At 39.9% G+C, this 26,037-nt stretch carries 21 protein-coding genes; 12 read left to right on the top strand and 9 right to left on the bottom strand.

Annotation, left to right across the window (positions count from 1 at the left end):
- Positions 1 to 96: 96 nt before the first annotated feature.
- Positions 97 to 462, bottom strand: a complete 366-nt coding sequence (locus C0V77_RS17630) for a VanZ family protein (protein WP_101727671.1) — start codon at positions 460 to 462, stop codon at positions 97 to 99.
- A gap of 240 nt (positions 463 to 702) precedes the next feature.
- On the opposite strand from C0V77_RS17630, the gene C0V77_RS17625 reads away from it, so the two are divergent.
- On the top strand, positions 703 to 2,370 hold the full coding sequence (locus C0V77_RS17625) for a glutamine--tRNA ligase/YqeY domain fusion protein (RefSeq protein WP_101727670.1): 1,668 nt from the start codon (positions 703 to 705) through the stop codon (positions 2,368 to 2,370).
- A gap of 77 nt (positions 2,371 to 2,447) precedes the next feature.
- Here C0V77_RS17625 and C0V77_RS17620 read toward each other — a convergent pair whose 3' ends face one another.
- Positions 2,448 to 3,131 (bottom strand): response regulator transcription factor, encoded by a 684-nt coding sequence (locus tag C0V77_RS17620; RefSeq protein ID WP_101727669.1) that lies wholly within the window; start codon positions 3,129 to 3,131, stop codon positions 2,448 to 2,450.
- 35 nt (positions 3,132 to 3,166) lie between these two features.
- Positions 3,167 to 4,420 (bottom strand): sensor histidine kinase KdpD, encoded by a 1,254-nt coding sequence (locus tag C0V77_RS17615; RefSeq protein ID WP_101727668.1) that lies wholly within the window; start codon positions 4,418 to 4,420, stop codon positions 3,167 to 3,169.
- Between the two features lie 221 nt (positions 4,421 to 4,641).
- On the opposite strand from C0V77_RS17615, the gene C0V77_RS17610 reads away from it, so the two are divergent.
- Positions 4,642 to 6,264, top strand: coding sequence for a sodium:solute symporter family transporter (locus C0V77_RS17610; protein ID WP_101727667.1), 1,623 nt, complete (start codon positions 4,642 to 4,644; stop codon positions 6,262 to 6,264).
- A 511-nt stretch (positions 6,265 to 6,775) separates the two neighbouring features.
- A complete protein-coding gene (locus C0V77_RS17605; protein ID WP_101727666.1) occupies positions 6,776 to 7,885 on the top strand; it encodes an acyltransferase in 1,110 nt (369 codons plus the stop codon).
- Between the two features lie 147 nt (positions 7,886 to 8,032).
- On the opposite strand, the gene C0V77_RS17600 is transcribed toward C0V77_RS17605, so the two are convergent.
- On the bottom strand, positions 8,033 to 8,809 hold the full coding sequence (locus tag C0V77_RS17600; protein ID WP_101727665.1) for a hypothetical protein: 777 nt from the start codon (positions 8,807 to 8,809) through the stop codon (positions 8,033 to 8,035).
- A 350-nt stretch (positions 8,810 to 9,159) separates the two neighbouring features.
- Between C0V77_RS17600 and C0V77_RS17595 the strand changes: the two genes are divergently transcribed.
- From C0V77_RS17595 to C0V77_RS17580, 4 genes are read left to right on the top strand one after another with little or no spacing between them, the layout of a single operon-like run.
- Positions 9,160 to 10,218, top strand: a complete 1,059-nt coding sequence (locus C0V77_RS17595) for a sensor histidine kinase (protein WP_101727664.1) — start codon at positions 9,160 to 9,162, stop codon at positions 10,216 to 10,218.
- Entirely contained in the window at positions 10,205 to 10,918 is a 714-nt protein-coding gene (locus C0V77_RS17590; protein WP_101727663.1) for a LytTR family DNA-binding domain-containing protein, read from the top strand. The genes C0V77_RS17595 and C0V77_RS17590 overlap by 14 nt, the downstream gene beginning before the upstream one ends.
- Before the next feature lie 48 nt (positions 10,919 to 10,966).
- Positions 10,967 to 11,851, top strand: a complete 885-nt coding sequence (locus tag C0V77_RS17585) for a phosphatase (protein WP_101727662.1) — start codon at positions 10,967 to 10,969, stop codon at positions 11,849 to 11,851.
- On the top strand, positions 11,851 to 12,855 hold the full coding sequence (locus C0V77_RS17580; RefSeq protein WP_101727661.1) for a zinc dependent phospholipase C family protein: 1,005 nt from the start codon (positions 11,851 to 11,853) through the stop codon (positions 12,853 to 12,855). Before C0V77_RS17585 ends, C0V77_RS17580 begins: the two co-directional genes overlap by 1 nt.
- Before the next feature lie 84 nt (positions 12,856 to 12,939).
- Here the strand turns inward: C0V77_RS17580 and C0V77_RS17575 are convergent, their stop codons facing one another.
- The 4 genes from C0V77_RS17575 to C0V77_RS17560 all read right to left on the bottom strand — a co-directional run bounded on the left by C0V77_RS17575 (position 12,940) and on the right by C0V77_RS17560 (position 17,900).
- Positions 12,940 to 13,851, bottom strand: a complete 912-nt coding sequence (locus tag C0V77_RS17575; RefSeq protein ID WP_101727660.1) for a DUF1338 domain-containing protein — start codon at positions 13,849 to 13,851, stop codon at positions 12,940 to 12,942.
- Positions 13,851 to 14,915, bottom strand: coding sequence for a saccharopine dehydrogenase C-terminal domain-containing protein (locus C0V77_RS17570; protein ID WP_101727659.1), 1,065 nt, complete (start codon positions 14,913 to 14,915; stop codon positions 13,851 to 13,853). Before C0V77_RS17570 ends, C0V77_RS17575 begins: the two co-directional genes overlap by 1 nt.
- A gap of 371 nt (positions 14,916 to 15,286) precedes the next feature.
- Positions 15,287 to 17,425, bottom strand: a complete 2,139-nt coding sequence (locus C0V77_RS17565; RefSeq protein ID WP_101727743.1) for a xanthine dehydrogenase family protein molybdopterin-binding subunit — start codon at positions 17,423 to 17,425, stop codon at positions 15,287 to 15,289.
- Between the two features lie 13 nt (positions 17,426 to 17,438).
- Positions 17,439 to 17,900 carry a (2Fe-2S)-binding protein gene (locus tag C0V77_RS17560; RefSeq protein ID WP_101727658.1) on the bottom strand — a complete coding sequence of 154 codons (462 nt, stop codon included), beginning with the start codon at positions 17,898 to 17,900 and terminating at the stop codon, positions 17,439 to 17,441.
- 252 nt (positions 17,901 to 18,152) lie between these two features.
- On the opposite strand from C0V77_RS17560, the gene C0V77_RS17555 reads away from it, so the two are divergent.
- The 5 genes from C0V77_RS17555 (at position 18,153) to C0V77_RS17535 (ending at position 24,191) form a co-directional block, all read left to right on the top strand.
- Positions 18,153 to 18,938 (top strand): ABC transporter permease, encoded by a 786-nt coding sequence (locus C0V77_RS17555; protein ID WP_101727657.1) that lies wholly within the window; start codon positions 18,153 to 18,155, stop codon positions 18,936 to 18,938.
- Between the two features lie 111 nt (positions 18,939 to 19,049).
- The gene (locus C0V77_RS17550; protein WP_101727656.1) at positions 19,050 to 19,805 is read left to right on the top strand and encodes an ABC transporter ATP-binding protein; all 756 of its coding nucleotides are present in this window, start codon (positions 19,050 to 19,052) and stop codon (positions 19,803 to 19,805) included.
- A gap of 3 nt (positions 19,806 to 19,808) precedes the next feature.
- Entirely contained in the window at positions 19,809 to 20,843 is a 1,035-nt protein-coding gene (locus C0V77_RS17545; RefSeq protein ID WP_101727655.1) for an MlaD family protein, read from the top strand.
- A 615-nt stretch (positions 20,844 to 21,458) separates the two neighbouring features.
- A complete protein-coding gene (locus tag C0V77_RS17540) occupies positions 21,459 to 22,607 on the top strand; it encodes a hypothetical protein (protein WP_101727654.1) in 1,149 nt (382 codons plus the stop codon).
- A gap of 30 nt (positions 22,608 to 22,637) precedes the next feature.
- Positions 22,638 to 24,191: a hypothetical protein gene (locus C0V77_RS17535; RefSeq protein WP_101727653.1), complete on the top strand. Its 1,554-nt coding sequence runs from the start codon at positions 22,638 to 22,640 to the stop codon at positions 24,189 to 24,191.
- Positions 24,192 to 24,275: 84 nt separating this feature from the next.
- On the opposite strand, the gene aspS is transcribed toward C0V77_RS17535, so the two are convergent.
- Positions 24,276 to 26,027, bottom strand: coding sequence for an aspartate--tRNA ligase (aspS, locus tag C0V77_RS17530; RefSeq protein WP_101727652.1), 1,752 nt, complete (start codon positions 26,025 to 26,027; stop codon positions 24,276 to 24,278).
- Positions 26,028 to 26,037: the final 10 nt, after the last annotated feature.

Here is a 26,037-nt window from a genome sequence, read left to right as displayed (position 1 = left end):
GGCAAAAAAAATATTCCAAAAGAGCAAAACCTTTTGTTATAGAAAAAATTGGGCAATTATAGCCTCACATTTGTTGTTTTATAGCATTGTTTTACTTTATAGCTTCAGAAGTGTTTTTAACTTCCAGAGTGCAAGACCTATCACCACACCAATGCTGTCGGCAAGACCATCTTTAAAATCACAACTTCTATGAAAAGATTCAGGCAATGAGGCCTGCCAAAACTCAATAAGCACACCCAGAAGCACACCGTAGAGGAGGGTCTGCCCATATTTTCCAAAGGCGGCCTGCCAACAAAATGCCCAGGCACCAAATGCAAGAAAATGCGCTGTTTTGTCGCTCATATTGCCGGGCATCTCAATATTTTTACTGGGCAAAGAACACAAAACCAATATCAGAAGGGTTACAGCAAATGCCAGGTATTTACTACTAAGAAAATTGTTAATTGCTTTTTTAAAACTCATAGAATTAAAATTTGTAATTGCGGTGCTAAATATACCCTCACCTGCACAATTTAAGTAACTGAATTAAGGTAAAAATTATCCTTAAAAAACAAGAAGATAAATTGCTACTGATAAAATATGAGTATTCTAATTTTTTCTAAAATAAAATAAATAAATTAATTAATAAGATGTGAAACTCAAATTCATTACCGTAAAAAAATGCTAAATTCGCAAGCATAGCAACAACACCACCGTTAATTTATGGCAGACGCGACTGAGAAATCTTTAAATTTTATCGAGCAAATTATTGAAAATGACCTCGAAACAGGTAAATATAATGGAAGAGTTCTGACCCGTTTTCCTCCTGAACCAAATGGCTACCTGCACATTGGCCATGCAAAATCTATTTGTCTGAATTTTGGCGTAGCCCTTAAATATGGTGGACAAACCAACCTGCGTTTTGACGACACCAACCCGGTTACAGAAGATACAGAATATGTAGAGTCTATAAAAAATGATGTGCAATGGCTGGGTTTCAATTGGGCCAACGAGTTTTATGCCTCAGACTACTTTGAGCAACTCTACGAGTTTGCCAAAAAATTGATCAATAAGGGTCTTGCCTATGTAGATGACAGTACCTCTGAAGAAATGGCAGCCATGAAAGGCACGCCTGTTGAACCGGGCATTAACAGCCCCTTCAGAAACCGCAGCATTGAAGAAAACATGACCTTGTTTGAGCAAATGAAAAACGGAGCGTTTGCAGAAGGTACGCGTGTGCTGAGAGCTAAAATTGATATGGCGGCTCCGAATATGCTCATGCGTGACCCTATTATTTACCGTATAAAATTTGCAAAACACCATCGTACCGGCGATAAATGGTGCATTTACCCTATGTACGACTTTGCACATGGGCAGTCTGACTCAATTGAAGGCATTACGCATTCTATTTGTACGCTTGAGTTTGTACCTCACCGTGAGCTTTACGACTGGTGCATTGAAAACCTGGAGATTTTCCCTTCCAGACAATATGAATTTGCACGTTTGAACCTTACCTACACAGTAATGAGTAAGCGAAAATTGTTGCAATTGGTAAATGAAGGCCACGTAACCGGATGGGACGACCCCCGTATGCCTACTATTTCAGGTTTGCGCAGAAGAGGTTATACACCTGAGGCCATCCGAGATTTTTGCGACAGAATAGGCGTAGCCAAAAGAGATAACCTGATAAGTGTAGGGCTGCTTGAATTTTGTATCAGAGAACAACTCAACAAATCGGCTACCCGTGTAATGGCAGTGCTTGACCCTGTGAAAGTGGTAATTACTAATTACCCGGAAGGAAAGACTGAAATACTGACCACTGAAAATAACCCCGAAGACCCTGAAGGTGGCACGCGTACTATGCCGTTCAGCAGGGAGATTCTGATTGAAAAAGACGATTTCATGGAGAATCCGCCGAAAAAATATTTCCGTTTGGCACCTGGCCAGATGGTACGTCTGAAAAGCGCCTATATTATCCGCTGCGATGAAGTGCTAAAAGACGAAAACGGTGAGATTACTGAACTGAGATGCGAGTATATAGAGAACTCCAGGAGCGGCCAGGATACCTCCGGAATTTCGGTAAAAGGAACTATCCATTGGGTTTCTGCAGCTGATGCGATCAAGGCAGAAGTTAGGCTTTATGACCGACTGTTTAAAGTTGAAGACCCCGGCAGCGAAGAAGGCGATTTTAAAGAGTATATCAATACCGATTCGCTTGAAGTAATCAATGCATACCTTGAGCCGTCGCTTAAAGAGGCTGTAACGGGCGTAAATTATCAGTTTCTCAGAAAAGGGTATTTTTGTCTTGACAAAGATGCAACAGAAAACAAACTCATTTTTAACCGCACTGTTAGCTTGAAAGACACCTGGGCTAAAGAAAGCGGCAAATAAAAAGCATTTATAGCGCTTTTGTTTACAAATTAATCAGGCCTCCGGAAAGAGTATAAAAACTTACCGGAGGCTTTATTTTAGCAGGTAAATTTAAACCCTATACCATGTACATTTTCTATTTTTACGGCAGGCTCATCTATCAGCATTTTTCTGAGCCTGGTTATGAAAACGTCAAGACTTCGGCCTAAAAAATAATCGTCTCGACCCCAAATGGCCGTCAGAATATCTTCACGTTTAATAACCTGATTTTTTCTTTCACATAAATACCTCAGCACCTCTGCTTCACGGTTAGTCAGTTGCTCAGTCTTTTGTTCTGATTTAAGCGAAAGTTGCTGATAATTGAAATCATAGTTACCCAGTTTCCAGACGCCCTGGCCTTCAAAATCTACCTTCGAAATATCTTTCCGCTTCAGAAAAACCTTAATCCGTAAACTAAGCTCCTCAATACTGAAAGGCTTGGTTATGTAATCGTCACCACCTACTTTAAGGCCTGCAATGCGGTCTTCCTGCATACCTTTGGCGGTCAGAAAAATAACCGGAATCTGCAGGTTCTGTTTTCTGATTTTCTCGGCCAGACTAAACCCGTCCAGTTCGGGTAGCATTACATCAAGCAGGCAAAGGTCATATTTCTCTTTGGTAAAACTTTTCCAGGCCTCCTTACCATCCTTAAAATGGCTTACTTCATATCCCTCCATTTCCAGGCTGTCTTTTGTTACATACCCCAGGTTGGGGTCATCTTCCACATATAATATTTTGGGCATAATCTGGCTTTATAAGTCTTTTGGGTAAACGGTTTTTATTCCTGGTTCATTATAACTGTAAATGTACTTCCCTCGCCAAGCTTGCTTTCAACTTTAATTTCCCATTTGTGTGCTCTTACAATTTGTCTTACATAGCTGAGCCCCAACCCAAAGCCTTTTACATTGTGTGTGTTACCGGTAGGAACCCGGTAAAACTTATTAAAAATTTTATTGATATTTTCGCTGCTTATGCCTATGCCCTTATCAATTATGGAAAGAACCAGACCTTCGTCAGTATTTTCGGTTCTTACTGTAATATCCGGCACTTTCTCTGAATACTTAATAGCGTTTTCAAGTAAGTTCCTGATCAGACTTATCAACTGCACTCTATCTGCATAAATACTGGTTCTGGTTGCATGCAGCTCCAGTTTCAGTGAATCTTCCAGTTCTGCTTTCACCCCTTCTGTTACATCATCAATGAGGCTGTGCAATTCCTGCAGCTGAATATCCAGTTGCAGCCTTCCTTTATCCATTCTGGCAGTATTCAGTACGGATTCAACCTGATTTTTAAGTCTGTTGTTTTCTTGTCTGATGATACTCACATATTTTCTTAAACGCTCGGGCTGGTCTAATATTTTCGGCTGGCTTAAAACATCCGTAGCTACCCTGATGGTAGAGATGGGCGTCTGAAACTCGTGCGTCATATTATTAATAAAATCACGCTGTACTTCACTCAGCCGCTTTTGCTTTAGGATGATAAACATGGCATACCCGAAAAACAAGGTAACAATAAGCGTAATAAGTGAAGAAATGAGCCAGATATCAAGTCTGCTGGCCAGGTAACTGGTTTTACCGGGGAATCTAACTCCAAAATAATTGAGGTATTTGTCTGTCTTCGGAAGATTCTTTTGTGCATGGACACTCTCCTCAAAATCAGAGTTAATATAAGCACCGTAAACTATATTGTCGGTATCGCAATTATAAATACCATACTCAAAATCTGTTAACAGATTTTGCTTTTTAAACTCATCTTTCAGATAATGCTCCAGCACATCTGCATTAAGTGGCGCCCTTAAATTGGCAACATAATAATCAGACGAAAGCTGGGTAACGGGATTTTCAATAACAGATAGCTTATAAAGTGACGATATTTTATTGGTTACATTACGCAAAGAAATCATTACAGTTTGCCTGAACTGCTGTTCCTTCAAATCAAATGCCTTCTTTACCCAATACGCCTGCACTGCAATAATTCCAGTAATAGAAAGTGTGCCAAGAATAATCAATAGCCTGATTGTATTTCTGCTCAAAACCGAAGAGTTTTTTTGTAAAATTAAGTAAAAGACAAGGTATTGACAAAATAATAATTGGAGGCCAATTGTGCATTCATAGAAAAAATTATGTAAAATCTAAAAAATCTTTTAAAAACAAACGCTACCCTTTGAAAAGGAAAATTTTCTACCTTAATTTGCCCCGTACATGAAACTTATCTAAATCTAAAAAATTCTATTCTCTTTTTTTCTAAAGCGCTATGCAAAAATTACAAACCCTCGATTACGTCGTATTTCTCTTTTACTTTATTCTGGTATCGGGCTATGGCTATTGGATTTATCAGCGAAAAAAATCTAAACAAGCTTCAACAAAAGATTTTTTCCTTGCTGAAGGGTCTCTTACGTGGTGGGCTATTGGTGCCTCGCTGATTGCCTCCAACATTTCTGCAGAACAAATGATTGGTATGTCTGGCAATGGTTTTTCCATGGGTCTGGCTATTTCAACTTATGAATGGATGGCCGCTGCCACGCTTATTGTGGTTGGTGTGGTTTTTATGCCTATTTATCTGAAAAACAAGATATTTACCATGCCGCAGTTTCTTAATCAGCGTTACAACTCAACTGTGAGTCTGATTATGGCCGTATTCTGGCTGGCTTTGTATATCCTTGTAAACCTTACCTCTATTCTGTATCTGGGTGCGTTAGCGGTATCAGGTATTTCAGGCATTGATTTTACCGTTTGTATGATTGGCCTGGCCATTTTTGCTATTGTAATTACTATCGGTGGTATGAAAGTAATCGGCTTTACAGATGTAATTCAGGTATTCTTCCTGATTATTGGTGGTTTAGCTACAACGTATCTGGCTGTAACGCTGGTTTCTACAGAGTATGGCGGGTTAGAAAGCCTTACTAATGGATTAAAACTGATGACAGAGAAATCTGAAGACCACTTCCACATGATTTTCCATAAAGGAGACCCGCATTATATGGCACTACCGGGCTTAACAGTTTTAATCGGAGGGATGTGGATTGTGAATCTGAACTACTGGGGATGTAACCAATACATTACGCAGCGTGCTTTGGGAGCCGATTTGAAAACCGCGCGTGAAGGTATTTTATTTGCAGCGTTTCTGAAACTTTTAATGCCCATTATTGTAACTTTACCGGGTATTGCGGCATATACGTTATATCAGAAAGGGTTGTTTCAGAAGGAAATGCTGGGTGCAGATGGCACACTTAATCAGGACAACGCCTATCCGGTATTATTGAACCTGCTGCCTATGGGGCTGAAAGGTCTTTCATTTGCGGCGCTAACTGCTGCTATTGTAGCATCTTTAGCTGGTAAAGCCAATAGTATTTCTACCATTTTTACGCTTGATATTTTTAAAAATTATATCGGTAAAAATGCATCTGAGAAACACCTGGTATGGATTGGCCGCGTAACTATAGTGGTATCTATGATATTGGCCATTGTGGTGTCGCCTTATATGGGTATCGACAAAAAAGGTGGTTTCCAGTTTATTCAGGAAATGACTGGTCTGTTATCGCCAGGTATTTTCGCCTCATTTGTGATGGGTTTCTTCTGGAAACGTACCAATTCAGCAGGTGCTTTGTTTGCCATTGTAGGTGGTTTCTTAATTGCACTGTCTTTGCATAACAACTGGATGCCGTTTGCTGACTGGACCACCGTTCCGTTCCTTGACCGCATGGGTATTGTGTTTCTGATTTGCGTGGCTGTTATGTTTATTCTAGGCTTTATCTTGCCAGATGAAGGTAAAGGACTTGAAATTGACGCTAGCATGTTTAAAGTACAAGGGATTTTTGCTTTTGGCGCAGTAGCCGTAATCGTTATCCTGATTGGCTTGTATTGGTACTTCTGGTAATATTTTTTTGAATCTTAGTATATTAAAAGCCACCGTCAGTTTTAATTTGTATTGAATGCCGCTTAAATAAAGACGGTGGCTAAAATAAGTACCGCACTATAAACCCAATTAAAAATTTAAAAACGTGCTTTAGTAATCAAATCTTAAAAGCTAAACTTTACCTGAATTATAAATTAGCGGCCCAAACATCATTTTGATGCTGCTAACTTCAAACCCCGGGCACATTCTACTTGTATATTACAATTGTTCTTGCTCTTAAATATACATGTGGTGACTTTAAAGAAAAAACCGGATTATTTTTGCTAATTCTAAATGTTTGTTCATTAATACATGCTTGTTAACAACTGGCTGTAAGCAAGCATATATAGGTTGTAGTTAGACCTGATGACTTTTTTTAAAACCCTTTTACCCTATTTATCTGTTATTTATAAATACTCATTCCAAAAATATATCCTAAGCTAGTAAATAACTTTTGCAGAAGCCCAAAACTGTACGCCTTATAACTTACCCAATGAATAAAAACAACTACCGTTATATACCTGAATTAGATGTAATACGCGGAATTGCCATACTGATGGTATTTTTTTACCACACGCAACTAAGTATTTTTCCTCCATACGAAATAAGAAACTATACCGATAGTGGCATACTTGATTTACGGTCAACAAAAGATTTAATTTTCAACTTTTTGCCTTTCACATTTGGAGAACTAGGCGTTGAGTTATTTCTGGTTATCAGTGGATTTGTCATTCACTTAGGCTTTTTAAATAGTCAGGACCGGTTTAATGTAAAGCAATTTTATGTAAGAAGGTTTTTCCGCATTTATCCCCCGTACCTGTTAGTGCTGCTATTCTTTATTGTTTTCAGGAATATGTCTTTTTCACCTAAAGACATACTTTTACATATATTGCTGATTCACAATCTCTCAGACGCATCGTTTTTCTCAATCAATCCTTCATTTTGGACCCTGGCTCTAGAGGTTCAACTTTACCTGGCTTATCCTTTGTTTTTGTACTTCAGAAAAAAAATTGGTATTCGAAACACAGTAGCTGGTTTAACGCTTCTTCATTTTGCCTGCACATTTATACTTGAAACGTTCATGAAAGATAGTATACCGCTGCCAATGGCACTTTCTATGCCTGTGCTTTGGTTTACATGGGGTGCCGGCGCCCTGGCGGCTGAGTTATACTGGGAGAACAAAAAGATTTTCAAGCAAAAGCCTCTTCTATACCTTTTGGTATTTCTTGTGTTGCTTCCTGTTTGCAAATACTTTATGGTCGCGCATTATTTTACAATAGCGGTGTCGGTATGTGCCTGGCTGGCATTGTTAGAATGGTTTTTGTATAAAAAACAGGAAGATCCATTTTTTCTAAAACCATTGTTTCGTGTTTTGGCAGGTATTGGTGTTTGCAGCTACAGTTTATACCTCATACACCAGCCTTATTTGTTCGATTTACTAAAACACCTTGGTCATTTTAAATTTATTATGGTTCATCTGGTAGCCAGCCCATTGGCCGCTCTGTTTATTTTTACCATTATTGCTTACGGACTCTATCAGTTTGTTGAATTACCTTCTGTTGAATTAGGAAAAAGACTCTGGAAAAAATACGGCAACCCCTAATGAGATTAGGAGTTGTTACAAAAATCAAATAAAATTTACATTACGATAACCCTGACATTTAGTTTATTATAGATATAATAAATATGCAAAATACGGGTGCCTGAATTAATAACAGGTACCCGCATTTTTTTAATTCCGACTCATCATTTAAACACTAAATCCCAGTTTTATTTTGTATCGCCAGCGGTCTTTTCCAATTTCGTTTTCAAGTTTAAGCACTTCATGCGTTTTTTTACTTATCCAGAAAACCTCCTTATAACCTTTCGCTTCATGCGTTAGCAACCAGCATTCTACTTTTATGTTATCGTACCCGTTAAGCTGCGCGGTACCAGTAACTGTATAAGCCTCAAATTTGGGTGCCAGATAACCGGGTTCATAAAACGGAATCATGTAAGTGGTTTTTAACTTATAAGCAAGCAAAGGGAATACCTCCAGATCAAGATGCCAGTTTAATGAATATTGATTAATTGCTGTCTGAAAAGCCTTCCAGGGCAGTTTTCGGTTAGCCGTTGTGTCTGCATCAGTTAGTGGCACATTATTAATGCTGGCCGTTTTTGCCATAAAATCAAACTCGCTGCTGCCTCTTTGCTTCCACCAGCTTTGATGATAAAGTGGCGCAAAGGTTTTCTTATCGTTTACAGAGGTAACAGTATGTACGATGGTGTCGCGGTCATCCCATGTCTGTTTTACGATGATAGCATTATTGCCTTTAAAATTTCCGAAAGTAATACTTCTTGTCCAGAACTGGGGCCGAGACCGGGCCGCATCCTTCCCCATTTTGAAATAAACCAGATAGCGGTGAGCGCCTTCTTTTAAATAACTTGTTTTTACTTTGCTTGCGTCTACCCAAACAGAGTCTTGAGCTTTTGATGAAAAATTAAATGCTAATGAAAAAATCAGCATAATTGGGATTTGATGTTTCATTACCTAATTTGATTATTATATTGTTGATTACTCTTTAAATTTGTCTGGAACTACAATAAAACCAACCCGGTTTGTTAAACCTGCACTTGGTAAGATTCCTGCATAAACCGCTTTGAAAGGCGTTTTTTGTCGGCTTTTCGTTTACCGCCATAAATTTATCTGAATATCTAATGCAGGGTATGCTACAACTTACAGACAACAGCCATGTATTGATACAAAGCCATTTGCAACACAGATACAATGATTTCAGCCGCTTGTGGGGCTGAAATGGTTGTTGGCAGACAAAAGCGTCAGCATCCGATATTTTATTATAAATTTAGGTTTAGTTTTATACCTTACCTGTGTGGTTCATGCAAAGCCGTATTTTACATCATTTTGCTTTCTGGCTTGGTTATTTATTGTTCAAGACCTATCTCAATTTTGAGACCCTGGCTTACAATCAACCCAAAGAAAGTTATTTCCGTCTTTTTTTTCTGGCCTTAGGCATCCAGTCAATATACCTCATAGTCAAAATACCACTGGTATATAGCATTCTGTATTTTACGGGGCAATTCCTGAGCAAAAGATGGGGAATAATAAAAACCATAAGCCTTACTGCAATTGCTTTTATGGTTGCCATTCCTGGTTTTCTGGTACTTACCTATTGGGTACAGAAATATATTTTACACCACTCAATGGAGAATGAAAGCTATTTATCGGCAGCCAGTTTTTTTTACGCTTTTTTTCTTCTGGGCTTTACCTGTGGCATTGCACTTGTGTTTAAACTAATAAGACAGAACATTAAAACACGAGAACTGGTACAGGAATTGGCCAAAGAAAGGCTGGCCACCGAACTCAGATTTCTGAAAGCACAAACAAACCCTCATTTTTTGTTCAATACACTCAATAATATTTATGGCCTTGCCAGAAAAAAATCTGACGATACGGCGGAAGTTGTACTGCGATTATCGAAATTATTGCGGTTTATGCTATATGAAACCAATAAACCATTTTTGCCTGTGGAAGTAGAACTGAAGATAATAGAAGATTACCTTGAACTGGAAAAAATACGGTATAACCAAAGGTTGAAAATTGGTTTCAGCAAAACACTAGACAACCAGAGCATACCCATTGCCCCATTAATTTTGTTACCTTTTATAGAAAATGCCTTTAAGCACGGTGTTGGCGAAAGTATCCATAATTCATTTATTAACATTAATATAAAGCTAAAAAATGGATACCTTTTTTATGAGGTAGAAAACTCTAAGTCGGAAGATGTGAGTGTTGAAAATAATGAAAAAATAGGCCTGATTAATGTAAGCAGACAACTGGAGTTATTATATCCTGAACACCGGCTTACGATAAGCCAGTTGCCGTCTAGTTTTAAAATAGTATTGGAAATAAATCTGATCAGTCATGCAACTATTTAACTGCCTTATAGTAGAAGATGAGCCTCTGGCCGCCGAAATTCTGCAGGACTACATCAGCGAGGTACCCTTTTTGCAATTAATAGCCGTTTGCCCCAATGCCATATTGGCTACAGATGTACTACACAGGCACAAAATAGATTTGATTTTCCTTGATATCAACCTTCCGAGGTTGAAGGGCATCGACTTCATCAAAACTTTGCATAGCCCGCCAAAAGTTATTCTGACAACCGCCTACCATGAATACGCGCTTGAGGGCTATGAACATAATGTTCTTGATTACCTGCTGAAACCTATTGAATTGAGCCGTTTTCTGAAGGCAGTAAATAAAGTGAGTCCAAATAGCTTATTACCACCAGTTTCAGTGCATCAGGCAGAAAAGAAATACCGCTATTTTAATGTAAACAAGAAAAACATTAAGATTTACTATGATGAGATTCTTTATATTGAAAGCCAGCGCGAATACATTAAAATCACAACTGCTTCTCATGAAATTTTAACCAAACTTGCTTTAAGTGAAATTGAAGAAGAGTTACCAAAGGCAAATTTTCTGCGGGTGCATAGGTCTTTTCTGGTGGCCATAAATAAAATTGAGGCCTTTACCGCCACTGATGTTGAGATTAAAGGCAGACAGATTCCTATCGGACGCGGGTATAAAGAGGAAGTCTGGTTGGTTTTGGGTAATAAAAACGGGCAGTTTTAATAAAAAGAGGTATTTTTGCAAATCGTTCTAAATACTGAATAAGATTTAATGAAAATTGCCGCTATTGATATTGGTTCAAACGCAGCCCGGATGCAAATTTCGTCGGTGCTGCATGACAAAAAGAAAATTAGCTTCAAAAAAGTAGAATACGTGCGATTTGCCCTGCGCCTGGGTATGGATGTGTTTAATTCAGGCAAGATATCGTACGAAAGTGAAGCCAGAATAAAAAAACTATTGATGGCCTACCGGTTATTGATGGAACTTCATGAAGTAGACGCTTATATGATATGCGCCACATCTGCCATGAGAGAAGCAGAGAATGGCAGTAATATTGTGGAGCGAATAAAAAATGAACTGGGCATGGAGATTCACCTCATTGACGGTGAAAAAGAGGCCGAGCTCATCAACAATGTGATAATTGCAGTTCTTGAAAACGACAAAACATACCTTCATATTGATGTAGGAGGAGGAAGCACCGAACTGAATATCTACAAAGGGAGAACCAAAATAGCAGCAAAATCTTTCAAAATAGGTTCGGTTCGGTTGCTCGAACATAAGGAAGCGCCCGACGTATGGCGAAAAATGAAAGCATGGGTTAATGAAACGATACCCGTGCATGAAAAGGTAATAGCTGTAGGTACAGGGGGTAATATCTCCAAGCTTTTTAACATGATTGAAAGCAAACCTAACGGCATGGCATCGCTGGAAGAACTGGAAAGAAAACGTAATTATATTGACCAGTTTACACTTGAAGAGCGAATCAATCTCTTACAGCTCAATGCCGACCGTGCCGATGTAATTGTACCTGCATCTGACATCTATATTTCGGTTATGAAATGGGCAGAAGCGGATGAAATCATTGTTCCTGACCTTGGCCTGAAAGACGGCATTCTGTTACTTGTGTATGAAACATTATTGAACGAGGAAAACTAATGAAAAAGAGAAACATTACCTGCACAGCACTGATTACTGCGGGTTTAGGTCTGGTATTGTTATTATCTTCGTGGGGAATCTGGGGGCATCAGCATATTAATAAATCGGCGGTTTTTGCTTTGCCTGACGAGCTCCGCGTTTTCTTTTACAACCACCTTGATTTTATTACGGAGGAATCTAACATACCTGATTTAAGAAAATATACCCTGAATGATAAAACTGAGAATCCGCGCCATTATATTGATATTGAAGACTTCAAGACGCCAATTGATGACATTGCAAGAACAAGCAAAGAGGCTTATGCCAGATACGACAGCAAAATGCTTCAGTCAAGTGGCATATTACCCTGGTACATTCAGGAAGTAACCGACAAACTTACAAAATCAATGCAAGGCAAAAGAAAAACCGAGGTTCTTTTTCTTGCCGCCGACCTGGGCCATTATCTGGCCGATGCCCACATGCCTTTGCATACATCAAGCAACCACAACGGACAGTTGACCAATCAGACGGGTATCCACTCTTTCTGGGAAGCGCAACTACCTGAAACTTATGGCCCCGGGTATGGTTTTAATATCAATCAGGCAAAATACATAGACGATATAACCAAAGAAACCTGGCGTATCATCCAACATTCGCATGAACTGGCCGATACTTTGTTAGCAAAAGACAGAGAATTAAGAAAGACTTTTCCGGCTGATAAAATCTTTAAGAAAGATGAAAACGGGAAAATTGTAAGAAACAAATTCAATCAGGCCGTTTATAGCAAAGAGTATGCTGAGCTATACCACCAGGCATTGGGAGGTATGATAGAAAACCAGATGAAAGAGGCTATTACTGCCACAGCCAATTTCTGGTTTACTGCCTGGGTGAATGCCGGAAAACCTGATTTAAAAGCATTAGATGATGAGGGGCTTACCAAAAGAAACAGACCTTATCTTAAAAAAGACCTGAAAGCCTGGCAGAAAGGGAAGTTGACCTTACTGAAAACAGAGCCTGAATATTAAAAACCCCGGCCCTCCCTACACTGGTTACCCCATTGCAGGGAGGGAATAAAAGGGTCAAACATTTCACTCATTCGGCTTTCCGGCTTAGCTATTTCGTTTCACAGTCTGGCTGGTAAACGTACTTTCAAAAATTTTATCGGCATTACCGGTTTCAAAACCTTCTCTTCTGTGTTCACGCGTAATAGATGCGGGTTCTAAATGCTGATACTCCGGCAATACTTTACGCTCGGCAAACTCTACATAACTGCCAGAAATAGGATGCACCTCACCGCCCTCAAAAGTTGCATCAATGATTTCGGCTACGGTTGAGCTTTGCAATAAACCTCCATCCGGACTAATTTTTATTTTACCGCCCGCATCATTCAGCTTCACACCGGTTTTTTCAAGAAAAGCATTAAACTCCTGAATAGTGTTGTAGCCTGCTTTCAGGTTGTGCACACTAATGGTGTAATGATTCAGGTAATAACGATTATAGATTACCCATGCCGCATATTCACTGGCTTTCAGCAGTGTTGAATAATCTTGCCAGGTTGGTATGCGCCATAAGGGCTGATGCAAAAAAGCATCTATGGCGGCGCCATCGTTCAGGTTCAGGCTATCAACCGGGTCTGCTTTTACCTCATCAGTATAGCTTCTGATAATATCCTGAATATCTTCAGGTAAATCATTTACCCTTAGCTCACTTACAAATATTCTGGGATACTCCGGCCTTGGCGGAGAAAACCAGTAGGCATCCAGCTTTTTACCTTCGAAATAGAAATAATCGCGTTTCTGGTAGCCCAAATGAATAAATATTTTCTCAAAAGATTTTATCCCCAATTGTGGCACTCCCATAGTTCTGAAAGCAATATGGTCGTTTTCTATTTCATTGGCATCGGCAATTATGCCCGTGGCAATCATACCATTGGTAACCTTCTCTACATCAGGTACCCGTTCGCGATAACGTCGCATCAGGCCTTCCAACACATACGTTAAAGTTGCTGTTCTATTTTCCATTAGTTATTCTCCTTTTTAAAAAATTGACCGTTAGTGGTTGTCAGATACTCACCCAATCGGATATCTTCCTGTTTAATAAAGCCCTCCTGAGGCAACTTGCCGTCGGCAACCATCTCTACCACTGCCGCTACAGATGCGGCCGTTGTCCAGGATATTGCCCTCCAATGCTTTCCGTCAATCTCAATCGGCAGATACGCCTCATAAAACTCTTCCCGGGCCAGTTCTTCTCCTTTCCAGCCTTCTACCACGGCATAAACATACACCACGTCTTCCTGCACGGCAGGTTTAGCTTCTGTCAGAATCTGCTCTACCAATGCACGTTTATCTTTCAGAATGAGTTCATACAATAGAAACTTCATGAGACGCGCATGGCCCGGATACCTGATAGTTTTGTAGTTGAGGGTATCTACCATTCCTGCGTAGGTTTCGCACATCGTACCCAAACCTCCGGATGTGCTGAAGGCCTCAAACTCCTGGCCCTCAATCTGAATATGTTCCACACCATCCAACGATGGCACCATTTTGCGTGTGCCGTTATGAATCACCTCTGCATCATTAATATACTCATTTATTACACCGGCTGGCGACCAAGTAAACGAGTAACCCAACAAGCCATTAGGATAGCGCGGTAATGCGCCCACACGCAGTTCAATATCACGTAATCTGGTAAACCTGCTGGCTAAATCTGCACCTATTATGCCAATTAAACCTGGCGCCAGACCACATTGCGGAGCCATTACAGCTTTGGCGGTCTTAGCCATTTCTCTGATAGCTGCCGTGGTGGGTACATCTTCAGTTAAATCAAAATAATGTACCCCAAACTTATGTGCGGTTTCGGCTATAGGCAAATTAAGGTTATAAGGCATGGCAGAGACTACTGCCTCAAAACTCGGAATTGTTTTTTCTAAAAAATTAACGTCGGTTACGTCCCCAAGAATAACTTCAAAGGGCAACTCAAAATCGGGGTATCGTTTGTCCATACCCATAACGGTAAAGCGTTTAGCGAGTAACACTCCAACTAAAGACCCCACCTTTCCCATACCTATTACAAGAACGTTTTTCATGACAGGTGCTAAATAAAGTGATGATGAAATTTATTAAGGGAACAACCATACATTCATTTTCATGTACGTATAAATAACCAGACCACCCCACGCATGGTAAGGACATGAGTATTTAAACCAACATGGAAACAATGATTAGAAACTGATGTTCAGAGAGAAAAGAAATAAAGACCCTTGTTCGTGTCAGGAACAAATGAGCAGGCGCTTCTAAGATAAGCGAGCCGTGCCAGGTGGTATTTCAGGTCTTTAAACAAGTGAGAAGTTTTTTTGAGCAAATGTAAATAATAGAACAGAAAATTCAAGAAATAAGGTAAAAATAAAATGAGCCATCCCTCCCGGAATGGCTCAGCAGACAATTATCAGATAGCTTATTAAGAAATATTTCCCAGTAGGCTTTCTTCCTGCTCTAAAAACGGCTGGCTTTTCAGGCGTTTGCCTGTGGCTTTATAAATTGCGTTGGCAATTGAGCCACCTGTTGGCGGTAATGCAGGTTCACCCAACCCGGTCGGGTCTATACCGTTATTAACAAAATGCACCTCAACCGCAGGTATCTCGTTCATTTTTATCAGGCGGAACGTATTGAAGTTGCTTTGTGCAGGTGTCCCTTCTTTAAAAGTAAGGTTACCATACATGGCATGCCCCATACCGTCTACAATGCCCCCAATTACCTGGTTTCTGGCACCGCTTTGATTTACAACAACGCCGCAGTCAACCGCTGCATAAATTTTTTGTAAAACCGGTTTGCCTTTCTTTACCACTACCTCTGCTACCTGTGCTACATAAGACGCATGAGAGAAGTAAACACTAAAGCCCAGGCTTATTCCTTTCCGTTTTTTAAACCAGCCTGATTTTTCTGCTGCCATTTCAATAACGGTCTTCATACGGTCAATATCATAACGAACAGGCCCGGCTGGCGAAGTTCTGGCTTTTTCAAGGAGGTCTAGTCTGAACTGCACTGCATCTTTGCCCGCAGCAATGGCTACTTCATCTATAAATGACTGCTCGGCAAACGCCAGAAAGTTAGTAATTGGCGCTCTCCAGGGGCCGGTTGTAATCGGCGATTTATGGTCTATTGAATCTATCAACAGATTCGGCACAGCGCCAGACGGAAAGTTGTTTTCACGGGTGCTGTTACCGGCATTGATACCTACGCCACGAAGCGAATAAGCTATCATATTACCTTGCTTATCGAGGGCGGCACGGAAACGGTAACGAACAGCAGGGCGGTAGCTTCCGCCTGTCATGTCGTCTTCGCGCGTCCAGATTACCTTTACCGGAGCTTTTACCAGATTAGACACCTCAACGGCTTCCAGCACGTAGTCGGTACCCAAACGGCGGCCAAAGCCTCCTCCCATTCGGGTAAGCTCTACTGTTACCTTTTCAGGGGCGATATTCAATAATTTGGCAGTTTGTGTCTGTGCTGCCTGTGGGGTTTGCGTAGGGCCTACTAACTCTACGCCGTCCGGTTTTACATGCGCAAAGAAGTTCATAGGCTCCATTGGATTATGTGGCAGGAACGGACATTGGTACTCAGATTCCACAATTTTAGCGGCACTTTTAAAAGCCTCTTCTACATTCCCTTCTTTACGTCTTACATCTGCCTTGGGCGAATCAAGAAGCTCCTTGAAAATTCGGTTATGGTCTTCGGTGCTTTCAAGGTTGCCCTCTTTCTCCCATTCTATTTTCAGGGCTTCTCTGGCTTTTTTTACTTCCCAGGTAGACTTACCTACAACTGCTACCTTATTTTTGAACGAAACCACATCTACAATGCCGGGCATGGCTTTGGCGGCAGAGGCATCAAAAGACTTTAATTTCAAACCAAAAGCAGGTGGCCGCTGAATCATGGAAAACAGCATGCCTTCGCGGTAAAAATCAATGCCAAAAAGTGGCTTTCCTGTTAAAATATCCTGATTATCAACACCTTTTATAGTAGAGCCTATCAGGTTAAAATCTTTAATGTCTTTCAGTTTTACATCAGCAGGTGGTGCAATCTGTGCTGCCTCGGTGGCCAGTTCGCCATAGCCTAATCTTTTATTTGAAGACGTATGTATTACATAACCTTTTTCGGTTTTGCACTCAGCGGCTGGTACGTTCCAGCGTTTGGCTCCTGCTTCAACCAGCATCTGGCGGGCGGTTGCTCCGGCTTTCCGGAGTCTCTGCCATGAATGTGGGATAGACCCACTGCCACCTGCTACCTGGCGCTCAAATTTTTTGGTGTCCAGCGGCGCTTGTAAAACCTTTACTTTGGCCCAGTCAACATCTAATTCTTCTGCTACAATAATTGGGAATGCCGTTTTTATGCCCTGCCCTATTTCAGGGTTGGGAGACAAGATGGTTACGATTCCGTCAGGGTGTATAGAAAGAAAAGCATTAGGGGCAAAATCGGCAGCAACAGCGGTTGTTGCGGTTTCAGAGGCAAAAACCTCCTTACCAAACCAACTGAAACTTAACATGAAACCACCACCGGCCATAGCAGCTGATTTCAGGAAATCTCTACGACTATTATTCATTGTGTTATCCATGTTATTTCATTTTGGTTGAGGCAAGTTGAACAGCTTCTCTGATACGGTGGTAAGTACCACAACGGCATATATTGTTTGACATAGCAGTTTCAATCTCTTCTAAAGTAGGTTTAGGATTGCTTTTCAAAAATGCAGCGGCGGTCATCATCTGCCCGGCCTGGCAGTAGCCACATTGGGGTACGTCTATTTCATTCCAGGCCGCTTGCACGGGGTGGTCGCCCTTTTCTGATAAGCCTTCAATGGTAGTGATTTTTGAAGCGCTCACAGACGAAACCGGCAAAATACAGGCACGGGTTGCCTCTCCGTTTATGTGAACAGTGCAAGCGCCACACATAGCCATTCCGCAGCCATACTTTGTACCGAGCAAACCCAGGTGGTCTCGCAGAACCCATAGCAAAGGAGTGTCGGGGGCAACGTCTAAATTAAACTGTCGCCCGTTAATGTTAAGGTTGTAATTTGCCATCGTAGTTTATTTAATTGATAGTCAATATTTTAATCAAAAATAATAAAAATACTTGCAGAACTGAAAGAAATTTTACGCAAATGCTTAAAATTTTACCTATTAAATCTATAGATTTGAATTACTATATTACTCAAACTGAGCATTTTTTTCCACATACGTATATAAATTCCGTAAAAACTGGATTGGTTTATTAATTTAACAATATACTTTAATAACTTTGAGGCGCCAAAATTTCCGCAAACGCAATAAAATATGGGTTTACGATCTAGACAAAACTTAATCTCCGAAAAAATCGATAATTGGCTTATTGGATTTAAAGATGGAGCCGATTTTATAATTCTGTTCTTTAAAGAAGCGCTAAGTGGAAATTTCGAGTTCAAAGAATTCATCAATCAATGCTACCGTATCGGTAATAGTTCACTTTTACTAATCTCGCTTACGGGCTTTGTAACAGGCTTTGTATTTACCAAACAATCAAGGCCGTCTCTTGAAAGTTTCGGGGCTACGTCGTGGCTGCCATCGCTGGTAACTATCGCCATCATAAGAGCGCTTGCACCTTTGGTAACATCGCTTATTTGTGCAGGTAAGGTGGGCTCAAGTATTGGTGCCGAATTGGGTTCTATGAAAGTAACCGAGCAGGTAGATGCCATGGAGGTTTCAGCGGTTAATCCTATTAAATTCCTAGTGGTTACCCGTGTGCTGGCCACCACTGTTACGATCCCGATTTTATCATTCTATTGTGCCATAATGGCTATGACAGGCGTATTTTTGAATGTAGCTACCAACGAAGAAACCAGTCTTCCCGCGTTTTTTGAACAAGCATTTAACAGCATTATTTTCCTTGATTTATGGACAGCCATTATTAAAGCAGTATCCTACGGGTTTACAATAGGCATAGTTGGGTGTTATAAAGGCTACAACGCCAGTAATGGTACACTGGGCGTAGGCAAAGCAGCCAATGCTTCGGTTGTTACGTCTATGTTCCTGATATTTATTGAAGAGGTATTTATTGTACAGGTAACTAACTGGTTTAGGTAATTTATTTTGTGATTGATCGAATTAGCCATTAAACACCGGTTTCAGTAGCTGATGCCAATTATTCGCACAATTGAGAATCACTCATTTACCCATTCACTCCATAAGTGATATATGAACAAAGTAATTGAAATAGCACATTTATATAAGGCATTTGGCGACAGGGAGGTGCTGGAAGACGCCAGCCTTGATGTGGATGAGGGCGAAAACATGGTGGTGCTGGGCAAGTCGGGCAGTGGAAAATCGGTGCTCATAAAAATCATTGCCGGGCTTTTAACTGCTGACAAAGGAAGTGTTAAAGTACTTGGCAGGGAGGTAACCCACCTGACAAAAAAAGAATTGAATGAGTTACGACTAAAAATAGGTTTTTCGTTTCAGAACAGCGCCTTGTATGATAGTATGACGGTACAAGAGAACCTGGAGTTTCCGCTGGTAAGAAACGTCAGAAATATGACGCGGGCCGAAATTGACAAGGCCGTTCATAAGGTTCTAGATTCGGTTGGTCTGCTGCAAGCTATTCATCAGATGCCTTCTGAGTTATCGGGCGGACAAAAAAAGCGCATAGGTATTGCCCGTACGCTTATCATGAATCCAAAAATTATGCTGTACGATGAGCCCACAGCCGGTTTAGACCCTATTACCTGTATTGAAATCAATCAGTTAATTAATGAAGTAAAAGAGAGTTATAATACCAGTTCTATCATCATTACCCACGACCTTACCTGTGCCAAAGACACAGGCGACAGACTGGCCGTTTTATTTGATGGTAACTTTAAGTTCCAGGGGACATTCGATGAAGTTTTTAAACATCCGGACCCCCGGATTAAGAATTTTCACGATTATAATTTTATAGAAAATAAAAAGAGATAGTGTATGGCAAACCCGCAATCGTCACAAAAAATAGCTGCCAAAGTTGGTTTATTTATTTTAATAGGAATTATTATTCTGGCTGCAGGTATTCTTACACTTGGCACCATGAGAAAATCTTTTATTACCAGAATTGATGCCGAGGCCACTTTTGAGAGTGTTAATGGCCTTACAAAAGGTAATAATGTTTGGTTTGCAGGTGTAAAGGTAGGAACCGTAAGAGAGATACTTTTCACGCCTGACTCTAAAGTAAAGGTTTTGTTTAGTATAGAAGATACTTCACAGCCCTTTATAAAACAGGATGCAACCGTCAGAGTTAGTTCAGACGGGCTGATAGGTAACCCGATTATTCTGATTTCGGGTGGGTCTCCACAAGCCAGAATGATAGAAGACGGCTTTAAATTTAAAGTAGAACCAGACGTTACTCAACAGGAAATGCTCACTACTTTGCAGGCAAACAACAAAAATATTCTGTCAATTACTGATGACCTGAAAAGCATTATTGCAGATATACGTGCCGGGCAGGGTTCAATAGGTAAGCTAATGAAAGATGAGGCTCTATATGCCAACCTGAACAAAAGCATGGCCACTGTTGAATCTGCTACCAGAGACCTGAAACGAGGTGCTAACGGTTTAGCCAAGCTAACCGACAAATTAAATGCTGATGGCAATTTTATTAACGCTATTGCCACAGACAAAGAAATGTATCCGAACATCAAGAAAACTGTAGCCTCGCTTGAAAGCACCTCACAAACCTTGAAGGAAACTACGGTATCTGCCAAGCAAATGGTGAATAATCTGGAACAAACCAGCAATACACTGCTTAATAATCCTAAAAGCCCGGTTGGTGTATTGTTGCACGACGAAAAAGCTGCCAATAACATCAGAGAAACCATCAGTAATCTGGAAAGCAGCAGTGCCAAGTTAGACCAGAATCTGGAAGCATTGAAGCATAACTTCCTGTTCAGAAGATATTTCAGAAACCAGGCAAAAGAAGAAGCCAAAAGAAAAGCGGATAGTACTGCTAATGCGAAGAAATGATATAACAAAAAAGTGCTTTACTGGTCTGGTAAAGCACTTTTTTGTTATTTAGTTATATTATATGCAGATTAATCAATAAACGTAAATAAATAAAATTTATAATTTACAATTATTGTTTTTTTTTGCTTATTTCGCACCTAGACAGGTCAATGCTAATCTTTTTGCTAAAACTAAAAAAGCCTAAACTGCTGATTGATGCCTATTTTTTTATATTCTTTTGTCTCTGATTCTATCAATGTGAAGCTTATTAAGTCATTAATCTTCAGACAAAAAATATATCATTTTGCCTTTCACATTTAGGGATTACTATCGAAACCTATTATTTAGTTTTCCTTTTTTACTGTACTATAAAAGCTTAACCTCTCTTGTCTCTATCAGTACATATTCGTCTGATACATTTCACCAATATTCTAGAAGCATTCATTATTAAGCAAGCCAATATTATATAGTAATTTTATTACGTATAGGCTTCTCAATTAATATATACTTAGCAGTTGAGAACTGGCCTTTCATGCTTTCAATAGTATGCAGACCTGAAATCATGCTTACTAAACTAATTTAAACTGCGTATTGCAGGTAAAACCATTTTTAACCACTTTAAACACTTACTAATTTATGAAGCCACAATTTATTCTTGGTTTTTGTATTACCCTTTTCTCTTCATCTTTAGCATCATTTGCGCAGAAGGTCGACTTAGACCGCTATAGTTTCAATGTTAGTTATCAGCAGCTACCAAAAGAGTTTGTTCCTCTGGAAAAACGCACTTATGGAGCTAAAGTAACTGTAGGTAGTTCAGTACGGTCTTATATGGACGATGCTGCCCTCTATGATGGAATAAAAATATACGGTTGGAAGAAAGTGGAATCAAGCCCGACCGTTGGTATTGATATGAATCTTGAAAGTTTCATTTTTAAGGACGCGAGTTTAAAATCAGAAACAACCGAACAAAAAGACAAGGAGGGTAAAGTAACCTCAAGAACAACTTCCTATTGGATTTTGGCAACCTATGAAGCAAGAGGCTCTTCTTATATAAAAGGTCCTTTTACTCCAAAACAGCCAAGCGAAAAGGAACTATTGGAGCAAAAGAAAAAAGAAGAAGCTAAAAGTAACAACAGATTTTTGGCTAGTGTAACAGTTAATAAAGAGCCTGAGGTAACTAATGGTTTTAATGTCAGACATAATAATGTTTATACTTATGCTACAGAGAGCAGCACCAGTTCATCAACTGTAAACTCTGCTTTCCAAAACAAGAAAGATGCCATTTATTCAGATCAATTAAAGAATTTTGTTAACGGCTCGCTTGCGGCAGTTAATAATAATCTGAATTTCTATTATGGATTCAGCCCTATTCAGAAGAATGATTATCTGTGGATTCTGAATTCAAAAGATCATCCTGAATACCAAACCCAGCAAGAGGCAATTCAGGCTGTGAAAGAATTATTTAAAACCATGAAAGTCGACCAGCCTATTACAGAGTTGGAGAGTAATCTTTCTCCTCTTATTGACTATCTACAGTCTTTGAAAACCAAATATAAAGGAGATGATAAACGAAATAAAAAAATGAGGTATTCTGCCTATTACAATCTATCAAAAATCTACTATTATCTGGATAAACCTGAAAAAGCAAGAGAAGAAGCAGAGGGACTAATCAAGAACGAATATGATGAAAAAGACGGAGAGTCATTAGTACAAATGGCTAACGAATTGGCTGAGTCAATGAAAATAGCCAAAACAAATACCCGACATAATCCTGAATTGAAATAAAATTAAATTTTAATACTAATCACTATCTTAATGAAAAAACACCTGAATATTATTTTATTCCTTCTTGTGGGATTTGTGGGATACGCTCAAAAAAGAAATGAAAAAGCTATCGCTTTAAGAGGCCCTATTACTCCTTTTGACCAGAATTACACTAATTACAAAAGTTATACCCTGAAACTCAATGTACCTGCCATGTTTGAATCGACCGTTAGAAAAGCAGGCGGTACTTATACCCCATCATGGGCAGACGATTTGCAGATTTATGGTTTAAAAAATGACCCTGATGGCGATTTTAAAATTGCATACAATGTCACAAAATTTGCATTCCTTGAGCAAAAAACAATTTCTCGCTCTCCGGCATACGTAATGGGAATAGAAGCCAACATGGAGATAAAAGATAAGGAAGGGAAAATAATTTATCAAAGATATATTGCGCCAAAAGTAAATACCTATCTCGTAGATAATCAAATACAGCCCGCTCAGGTAATAAATGTTATAATAATCAATTCTTTTAAGCAGCTGGTTAACGATTTCAACCAGTACTTTTTATACGGCCCGGTTTTAGTCGGCCGATATGCCGAGCTAACTAAATTACCCAAAAACAGCAACCTTGAGGATTTTAACCTTTCAGCTCAGGTATTTGCAAATATTTCAGGCGTGAGCCGCGACCAATGGCCAAACTTGTTTGGGGAAGCTCAAAAATACTGGGAATCACTTCTAAAATATCAGACAAAGGATAGTGACGCTACTCAGGAGGTAAGAATGGGTGCAGCCAAAAACCTGGCATTTTCTCATCTGCTACTTGGTAACCTGCCACTTGCTGAAAAATATGCTGCAATGGTAAAGGAAGATAACGGTAAACTTTTTAGTTTATCTGCTGCTTCAACTACCCCGCCTATTGCAGATAACATCAAAGCAGTGAAAGATTATACAATAGATTCAAAGGAAGCTAAAAACATCAGCCCTGTATCTCCTGCCCCGGTTTTGCCTGAATACAACAAAACTTCAGATGCCTTCAAATATGTTTTGCTGGAGGGAGAATTAACAGATAAGAAAAATGAACGTTTTGTTGGGAATATAAAATTGATGAATGATAATCCGCCAATTATTGATTACCGACAAAACGAACAACAGGGAGGCTTGGTATCTGGCTTAATAAGTGCTTTAAAAACTGATAATAGCACGGTTTACATTGAAGTAGCTGGCGAAAAGAAGCCGGTAAAAAGAAAGATTGATGATATCTCTTCAATTAAAACAAAAGATGGTAAAAAATATGTTGTGGGGGTTGTTGGAGACTTTTTACAAGATAATAATCACTATGCTTTATTAGAAGAAATCAAGTCGCATCCTGGTCTTTTAGTATATGATGAAGTTTTTCCGCAAAGCGAAAGAGCATTAAAAAAACCGAAAGAAGATAAATATTATCAATTACCAATAATAGGGGTTAAAAAATCACTAAAGGCTTATTTTGCTGATTGTCCGGCCATTCAAAAGAGAATTGATACCGGTGAGTTTAACTCACTAACGCCTCAGAATTATATCCAGATATTTGAGGCTTATACTGCAGTTTGTAGCAAAAAATAAACATGCAAAACAATAAAATCAGCCATAAACCAAGAAAGCCTCGTTCAGAACGAGGCTTTCTTTTTGGATATCAATCAGTTTCAATTACAAAACTGTCTTAATCTTCAACTCATCCATTTGTTTCTGGTCGATAGTTGATGGTGAATCAATCATCATATCGCGGCCTGAATTGTTTTTCGGGAAGGCTATGAAATCTCTGATGGAATCGGCACCACCGAAGATAGAACACAGGCGGTCAAACCCAAAGGCAATACCGGCATGCGGAGGTGCACCGTATTCAAAGGCATCCATCAGGAAGCCAAATTGTTTCTTGGCCTCTTCTTCACTAAAGCCCAGTATACCAAACATTTTCTGCTGCAAAGGTCTCTGGAAAATACGTACCGAGCCACCTCCTACTTCTGTACCATTAATTACCATGTCGTAAGCATTGGCTCTTACATTGCCCAGGTCGTTAGTATCTAACAATGGTATGTCTTCAGGTTTAGGGCTTGTAAACGGATGGTGCATGGCAAACCAGCGTTCTTCTTCTTCTCCGTATTCCAGCAGCGGAAAATCAAGCACCCATAACGCCTTAAACTCGTCAGGTTTGCGCAAACCTAAACGGCTACCCATTTCTAAACGCAATTCGTTCAGTTGTTTGCGGGTTTTACCAGCATCACCGGCAAGAATCAGAATCAGGTCTCCAGGCTTGGCATCAAACTTCTCAACAATCTGCTTTAAAGCGGCCTCATCAAAGAATTTATCAAATGAAGATTTCAATGTTCCATCAGCATTATATCTGATATAGGCCAATCCTTTCGCACCTACCTGCGGACGTTTTACCCATTCCGTAATTTCATCCAATTGCTTACGGGTGTATTCTGCACAACCTGAAGCATTGATACCTACTACCAATTCAGCAGAATCGAATACTACGAAATCTTTTCCTTTCACCACGTCATTCAGCTCAACAAACTGCATACCGAAACGCGTATCGGGTTTGTCAGAGCCATATAAACGCATCGCATCGGCATACGTCATACGAGGCACCTCAGGCATATCTATATTTTTTACTGTTTTGAAAAGGTGACGAATCAGCCCTTCAAACATCTGCAGAATATCTTCCTGCTTCACAAAAGACATTTCGCAGTCAATCTGTGTAAACTCTGGCTGGCGGTCGGCACGCAGGTCTTCATCGCGGAAACATTTGACAATCTGGTAGTAGCGGTCAAAACCAGAAACCATCAATAATTGCTTGAATGTTTGCGGCGATTGCGGAAGGGCATAAAACTCACCCGGATTCATACGGCTTGGCACCACAAAGTCGCGGGCGCCTTCAGGTGTAGATTTAATCAACACAGGGGTTTCAACCTCAATAAATTCCTGACCGTCCAGATAATTACGGGTTTGCTGTGCCATTTTATGACGTAACTGCAAATTCTGGCGAACCACATTGCGGCGTAAGTCCAGATACCTGTATTTCATACGGATGTCGTCCCCCCCATCTGTTTCGTCCTGAATCATAAAAGGAGGCAACTTGGCAGGATTAAGTATCTCCAGGGTTTCAACCTTTATTTCAACATCGCCAGTTGCTATTTTATCATTTTTAGATACACGTTCAATTACCTCGCCCGTTGCCTGAATCACAAATTCACGGCTTAATGTACGAGCCAGCGCAATTACGTTTGCATCGCTGCTATTTTCGTTCAGTATCAATTGCGTGATTCCGTAACGGTCGCGAAGGTCAATATATATAATACCTCCTTTATCACGAACAACTTGTACCCAGCCGCATAAGGTTACTGTCTGATTAACATCTGAGATTCTTAGTTCTCCGCAGGTATGCGTTCTTAACATTAGGTCTAAC

The sequence above is a fragment of the Emticicia sp. TH156 genome (assembly GCF_002855535.1).
GTDB classification, from domain to species: Bacteria; Bacteroidota; Bacteroidia; order Cytophagales; family Spirosomataceae; genus Emticicia; species Emticicia fluvialis.
The sequence above is the reverse complement of the archived record's forward strand: the minus strand, read 5'-3'. Positions and strand labels throughout refer to the sequence as shown.

What these genes read in the sequence shown, in the direction of transcription:
- C0V77_RS17630 (WP_101727671.1), bottom strand. Translation starts at nt 462, where the DNA reads ATGAGTTTTAAAAAAGCAATTAACAATTTTCTTAGTAGTAAATACCTG.
- C0V77_RS17625 (WP_101727670.1), top strand. Translation starts at nt 703, where the DNA reads ATGGCAGACGCGACTGAGAAATCTTTAAATTTTATCGAGCAAATTATT.
- C0V77_RS17620 (WP_101727669.1), bottom strand. Translation starts at nt 3,131, where the DNA reads ATGCCCAAAATATTATATGTGGAAGATGACCCCAACCTGGGGTATGTA.
- C0V77_RS17610 (WP_101727667.1), top strand. Translation starts at nt 4,642, where the DNA reads ATGCAAAAATTACAAACCCTCGATTACGTCGTATTTCTCTTTTACTTT.
- C0V77_RS17605 (WP_101727666.1), top strand. Translation starts at nt 6,776, where the DNA reads ATGAATAAAAACAACTACCGTTATATACCTGAATTAGATGTAATACGC.
- C0V77_RS17600 (WP_101727665.1), bottom strand. Translation starts at nt 8,809, where the DNA reads ATGAAACATCAAATCCCAATTATGCTGATTTTTTCATTAGCATTTAAT.
- C0V77_RS17595 (WP_101727664.1), top strand. Translation starts at nt 9,160, where the DNA reads ATGCAAAGCCGTATTTTACATCATTTTGCTTTCTGGCTTGGTTATTTA.
- C0V77_RS17590 (WP_101727663.1), top strand. Translation starts at nt 10,205, where the DNA reads ATGCAACTATTTAACTGCCTTATAGTAGAAGATGAGCCTCTGGCCGCC.
- C0V77_RS17585 (WP_101727662.1), top strand. Translation starts at nt 10,967, where the DNA reads ATGAAAATTGCCGCTATTGATATTGGTTCAAACGCAGCCCGGATGCAA.
- C0V77_RS17580 (WP_101727661.1), top strand. Translation starts at nt 11,851, where the DNA reads ATGAAAAAGAGAAACATTACCTGCACAGCACTGATTACTGCGGGTTTA.
- C0V77_RS17575 (WP_101727660.1), bottom strand. Translation starts at nt 13,851, where the DNA reads ATGGAAAATAGAACAGCAACTTTAACGTATGTGTTGGAAGGCCTGATG.
- C0V77_RS17570 (WP_101727659.1), bottom strand. Translation starts at nt 14,915, where the DNA reads ATGAAAAACGTTCTTGTAATAGGTATGGGAAAGGTGGGGTCTTTAGTT.
- C0V77_RS17565 (WP_101727743.1), bottom strand. Translation starts at nt 17,425, where the DNA reads ATGAATAATAGTCGTAGAGATTTCCTGAAATCAGCTGCTATGGCCGGT.
- C0V77_RS17560 (WP_101727658.1), bottom strand. Translation starts at nt 17,900, where the DNA reads ATGGCAAATTACAACCTTAACATTAACGGGCGACAGTTTAATTTAGAC.
- C0V77_RS17555 (WP_101727657.1), top strand. Translation starts at nt 18,153, where the DNA reads ATGGGTTTACGATCTAGACAAAACTTAATCTCCGAAAAAATCGATAAT.
- C0V77_RS17550 (WP_101727656.1), top strand. Translation starts at nt 19,050, where the DNA reads ATGAACAAAGTAATTGAAATAGCACATTTATATAAGGCATTTGGCGAC.
- C0V77_RS17545 (WP_101727655.1), top strand. Translation starts at nt 19,809, where the DNA reads ATGGCAAACCCGCAATCGTCACAAAAAATAGCTGCCAAAGTTGGTTTA.
- C0V77_RS17540 (WP_101727654.1), top strand. Translation starts at nt 21,459, where the DNA reads ATGAAGCCACAATTTATTCTTGGTTTTTGTATTACCCTTTTCTCTTCA.
- C0V77_RS17535 (WP_101727653.1), top strand. Translation starts at nt 22,638, where the DNA reads ATGAAAAAACACCTGAATATTATTTTATTCCTTCTTGTGGGATTTGTG.
- aspS (WP_101727652.1), bottom strand. Translation starts at nt 26,027, where the DNA reads ATGTTAAGAACGCATACCTGCGGAGAACTAAGAATCTCAGATGTTAAT.